Consider the following 5165-nt stretch of genomic DNA (forward strand, 5'->3'; position numbering starts at 1 on the left):
AAAAAAATCCTTTTGCAAGAGCCAACCCTAAAAAAGCTTTTAACTCAAAAAAGAAAGCAAAAAACAACCATATCAAATATCGTTCGTTTAGCTTTTTTGAAGTCTATTAGAGAGTATCAAAAGACCGACTTAGTCATTTATGGCAGGCTCAAAGAGTTTGAGAGTTTTTTAGAGTTTTTGGAAAAAAGAGAAAACAAGGGAAAGAAATAATAAGAGCTTGTTTATCAAACAAGCGATAACAAGAAAAAAGAGCTTGCTTTAGCAAGCCAAACCAACAAATAAGAGAGCTTAAACGCTTTTTAGCGTTTAAGCGATAACTTCTTAAGCGTTTTAGGGACTTTAAAAAGACTAAATGTCTTTTTAAAGCAAGGGGTTTCTTAAGGGGGGATAAGGGGGTATATCAGTGAGCGTTTTTAAAAGTGCTAAATGCACTTTTAGTAAAACAGCGAACAAGGCGTAAGCCTTTATTGACAACCCCTTCCCCACTTGAGAATGAATTAAAAGAAAGAGAATAAAAGAAAAGCCAAAAAGCTTTTTTTTAAGAGTGTGTGTAGCACTAAGAACTAAAAGAAATTTAAATATTGAAAGAAAGAGAGAAAGAAAAATGCAAAACTTAATTATGAATAGTTTCATCACTTACCCAAACGACATTGAAGAGTTTTTAGAAGAAATCAGCATCACTAGCTTTAGCCCCTTTAATCAAAGGGTTATCCAAGCCTTGCTAGAGATGAAGAATAAGAATCAAGTCATACAGCTAGAAACTATCAAGCTAAAAATTGGCGAACAAGCCTTTGAGAGTAAGGAATTTGAAGAGATACTAAATGCGGATAGCTACCCTAACTATTTAGACTTAAAGAGCGATTTTAAAACGCACTTAAGCCTTAAAATGCAAGAGTTTCTAGGGAATGAACTTATCAAAGCCACACGAAAAAGTGAAATTTTTGATTATGACTTTTTAGGCAAGCATATTAAGTTAGGGAGCAATAGAAATGGTAAATATTTTTGGGAGTGGGAAGAGTATTTTAAGAACTTGCCCGAGATTGAAAAGATAGAAACCGGCATGAAGTTTTTAGACCACTTAAGCGATGGCGGTTTAGAAGTAGGGCAAATGGTATTACTTAGCGGAGACCCAGAAGCGGGTAAAACCTTGTTAGCCGTGCAGTATTTAGCCCATGCGCAAAAGTTTCACAAGGTTACTTATTTTGGCTTTGAATTTAGCGTTAGAAAGCATGTAGAAACCTTAACTAGCAAAGGCTTTATTCTTAATAAAGAAAACTATTTTATAGATGATATGAGTTGTGAGATTAATGAATTAGTCGCACAAATCAAAGGATTATCTAAAGAAGGGCATAAACTTTTTATTATAGATAGCCAAATGAAAATCCAAGCCCCAATCATAGGCAGAACCATTGAAGAAGTAGAAACGATTAAATTCACCACCTTAGCCGACTTAGCCAAACGCTTACAAGTGGTTATTATTCTAATTATTCAAAATTCTAAAAACGACAGCTTTGCCCCTACAGGCTCACGCAAAGGTGCGCATGAAGCGCATGTGATGATTAGAATTGAGAAGTTGAAAAGCGGTGAATTAAGCCATATCAAAGATTATGGCCAAAGAGCCAAGCACAGAAAGGTTTTAATCTTAAAAAATAAGCAAACAGGCTTACAAGGTTATCAGTATCTCAAAATGGAAAATTACCGCTTTTTTGAAGTAGAAACTGATTTTAAAAAAGCTCAAGAAAATTATTTAGAGCAACAAAACGCCGTGAATATTATGAGTATTTAACTATAAGGGAATTTCGCATGATAAAAAATTTTGAACTCTTAAAAGCACAAGTTAATATCATAGAAGTAGTAGAGAGATACCTAGATTTACACAAAGCGGGCAGTTCTTTAAAAGCATGCTGTCCTTTTCATGATGAAAGAAGCGCTAGCTTTATGATTAGCGCTAGTAAAAATCTTTACAAATGCTTTGGGTGCGGTGCAAGCGGTGATGCTTTTAAATTCTTACAAGAATACAAAAAGATTAGTTTTAAAGATGCTATTGAAGAAGTCGCTAGTCTTTATAATTTCGCTTTAGAATATGAAAGCAATGAAAAATTTGAATACAATCAAAAGTTAATAGAGATTTTAAGCTATGCTAACGAGCTTTTTAAAAAACGCCTTTTAAACGAACCTATCGTTTTAAACTATCTTAACCATAAGCGAAATATTAGCCTTGAATACATACAAGCTTATGACTTAGGCTTTTGTATCAGTGAAGATTTAGAGAGTTTAAAGAATAGATTTAGTGAAAGCGAACTCTTAGATAGCGGTCTTTTTAATAACAATAACGATAAAAAAGAGTTAAAAAGCTATTGCAACTACCGAATCACCATACCCTTAAAAGACTCTAAAAGTAAAATTAGAAGTTTTTCAGCTAGAAGTTGTATTGCTAGAATGATTGCTTGTAAAGACGCTCCTAAATACATTAACGGCAGAGATTCTAAGATTTTTAAAAAATCCTACATTCTTTTTAACTACTCTAAAGCCTATGATGAGATTATCAAAAGAAAGCAAGTGATTATTTGTGAAGGCTTTTTTGATGTGATAGGTTATGATTTTTTTAACTATCCTAATGCGATTTGTTGCATAGGAACGGCTTTTACTAAAGAGCATTTAAACATGTTAGCTAAGCTTGGCGTTGAGTTGTGTTTTTCTTTGGATAATGATTTAGCGGGCTTACAAGCTAGTATAAGGGCCTTAGAATTATGCTTTGTTTCAGGGGTTACTAATGTGAGCGTGATTAAGATTAAAAATAGAGAGTTTAAAGATTTAGGCGAGTTTTTAGAACAAAACAAACGCCCTAATTTAGTCAAAATTTATGGGTTTAAATTCTATTGTGCGTTTTTATTAAGGAATGAATTAAGCCTTGAAGAAAAGGATTCTAATTACAAGAAAATCTTAAACACCATTAAGGGCTTAAGCCCCTTTATTAAGGGCGAATTTGAAGTGATTTTAAATTCCTTTTTACCTACTTCTTCTAAAAAGAAAACCACTCAAAAGCCCCCTATCTCTTTATTGGAAGCTAGAATTTATAAAACCATGATAGATAATGAAGAGTTTAGATACATTGCAAGCCGTCATTTAAGCCCTAGTGATGTAGAATACAAAGAGATTTTTAAAAAGATTCTTTTAAATGATTTCAGCTCCTTAGAGTTTTTAAACGATTATCAAGTTTTAAAAGAGATTCATTATGCAAGCTCCTTAGCAGAAATGAAAGTTAAAGGCTTAAATCTTAGTTTAAAAAAAGCCTTAGAGAATAAGGATTATGCCTTAGTTAGCGCCTTAAAAGAAAAGATAAAAGAATTGCAAATCCCTTTTTAATGCTATCTTTAGCTTTGAGTGCTAACAAACACTCTTTTAAGTTTTTTTAATCGCTTAATTTATTTTTATCTTTAAGGGGGTTGCAAGGGGGGTCAATAAAGGCTATCGCCTTGTTCGCTGTTTTACTAAAAGTGCGTTTAGCACTTTTAAAAACGCTCACTGATATACCCCCTATTCCCCTTAAAAATCCCATTTACCCCTATAACGCTTAAGGGGTTATCACTTTTAAGCGTTGCTTAAAAGCTCTTTTTTTGGGCTATCGCTTGTTTGTCAAACAAGCTCTTATTATTAGCTGGCTTGACCTTGTTAAGCTTTTTATTACTAGCTTTGTTTTTTACTAAGTTTTTATAATTTTTTTAAAATTAAATTTTTAGATAGAATACAAGTCTAGGGAAGTTAAAAGCCTAAAGAAGGTCACAACTTCTCTAGGCGGTTACTCTCTAAGATTATCTCAAAGGAGTAGCCATGTTTAAATTCGTGGTTATTATTATAGCGCTTTTAAGCACTATTTTACTAACGCCTTTACACTAAAGGCTAAAGCTAGAAAAGATTTTAAAATCTTTTCTAGTTAAACACGAATTTTTAACCCTTTAAACCCCCTATTAAACCCCCTAAAATACGCTTAAAAACAAGGAAAAACACATGGGCTTTTTTGATATAGGCATAGGTAGTGGTAGCGTTGGCAGTGGTCCTTATGTGCCATCATTTACCCCAATAGGCCCAAACAATGATGGCGTTAGTGGTAGTGGTGCAGGTAATGGCTTTATACCCAATTTCAACCCTAATGGTTCTTCTAGTCTTTCAAATCAAGCAGTCAATCAATTAGTCAATCTTAAAAACCAATTTGAGAACACACTCAAAACCATTAATAGCTACACCCATATTCTACAAGGCTTAAAAACAAGCTCTAGCAACTTAAATTCTTCAATCAGCGCTAACAATAAGAGCCTTACAAGTTTAAAACAAGATATACAAGATTCTAGCAAGCGTTTAAAAGAGCTAGTTAAAAAGCAAGCTATAGAGAACAAACGATTTGACAAAAAATTCAGCTTTGATTTTAATTTCAATCCTAGAGAGCAACAAGCCAACAATAAAATTTATGAAGGCTTATTTAATCAAGGGGTTTTAAGGGTGTTAGATGTGTTTTTAACTAATCCTTATGCCATATTCCCTAAGGGCGTTATTTATGAATACCATAAACCGGGAAGTTTGAATTACAACGCCCTAAACGCTTATAACCCAATGGATGGCATTAATAACCAATTTCATACAAGCGTATTAAGTGAGCTTAATAACAATACTTTTCATAGAAATCTAGCGGGCAATGCTCAATACAACTATTTTGTAAGGCTTAATTTTGCTAAGGCTATTAAGCCAGAATTTGTGGTATTTCATTTTTTAAACCCCTTAAAGCAAAAGCAAGCATGGGCGTTTTTAATGCAAAATAAAGAATATTCTAAGGGCGAGAGATTAAAAGTTTATAACCTAAGCTTTAAGAGTTCTTTTAAAGCTTTAGAGACTTTAAAAAATGAAATAGAAACAAAGACTAAAGAGCTTAAGGGCGATAACTCAAAATTAAAAGAATTAGAGAGTTTAAAAACTAAAGAGCAAGCAGAGATTAAAAAGCTAGAGAGTGAAATACAAGCTAAAGAGCACGAATTAGTAGGATTAAAAGACAAACTCACTTCTATTAGAAATTCAGCTAAAGAAGTTATTACTTCTAATGCTAAAGGACTTTCTAATAATCAGCTAGAAGAAGTCTTAAAGATTATAGGGTTTTAACCCTAAAAAGTGTTTTA

Annotated in this window: 5 protein-coding genes; 4 read left to right on the top strand and 1 reads right to left on the bottom strand. The window is 32.9% G+C overall.

The genetic code is table 11. The features are described from left to right. The 3 genes from C6H25_RS05210 to dnaG all read left to right on the top strand — a co-directional run. A partial coding sequence (locus C6H25_RS05210; protein ID WP_104748402.1) for a hypothetical protein occupies positions 1–210 on the top strand: 210 nt, incomplete at its 5' end. A gap of 394 nt (positions 211–604) precedes the next feature. Beyond that, on the top strand, positions 605–1786 hold the full coding sequence (locus C6H25_RS05220; RefSeq protein ID WP_199768943.1) for an RAD55 family ATPase: 1182 nt from the start codon (positions 605–607) through the stop codon (positions 1784–1786). Positions 1787–1803: 17 nt separating this feature from the next. Beyond that, on the top strand, positions 1804–3366 hold the full coding sequence (gene dnaG / locus C6H25_RS05225; RefSeq protein ID WP_104748404.1) for a DNA primase: 1563 nt from the start codon (positions 1804–1806) through the stop codon (positions 3364–3366). A 46-nt stretch (positions 3367–3412) separates the two neighbouring features. Here the strand turns inward: dnaG and C6H25_RS08600 are convergent, their stop codons facing one another. Continuing rightward, positions 3413–3559 carry a hypothetical protein gene (locus C6H25_RS08600; protein WP_158653885.1) on the bottom strand — a complete coding sequence of 49 codons (147 nt, stop codon included), beginning with the start codon at positions 3557–3559 and terminating at the stop codon, positions 3413–3415. 449 nt (positions 3560–4008) lie between these two features. Here C6H25_RS08600 and C6H25_RS05230 point away from each other — a divergent pair, with 449 nt between their 5' ends. Beyond that, positions 4009–5148: a hypothetical protein gene (locus C6H25_RS05230; protein ID WP_104748405.1), complete on the top strand. Its 1140-nt coding sequence runs from the start codon at positions 4009–4011 to the stop codon at positions 5146–5148. Positions 5149–5165: the final 17 nt, after the last annotated feature.

Origin of the sequence: Helicobacter cetorum (genome assembly GCF_900198405.1) — a bacterium.
GTDB classification, from domain to species: domain Bacteria; phylum Campylobacterota; class Campylobacteria; order Campylobacterales; family Helicobacteraceae; genus Helicobacter; species Helicobacter cetorum_C.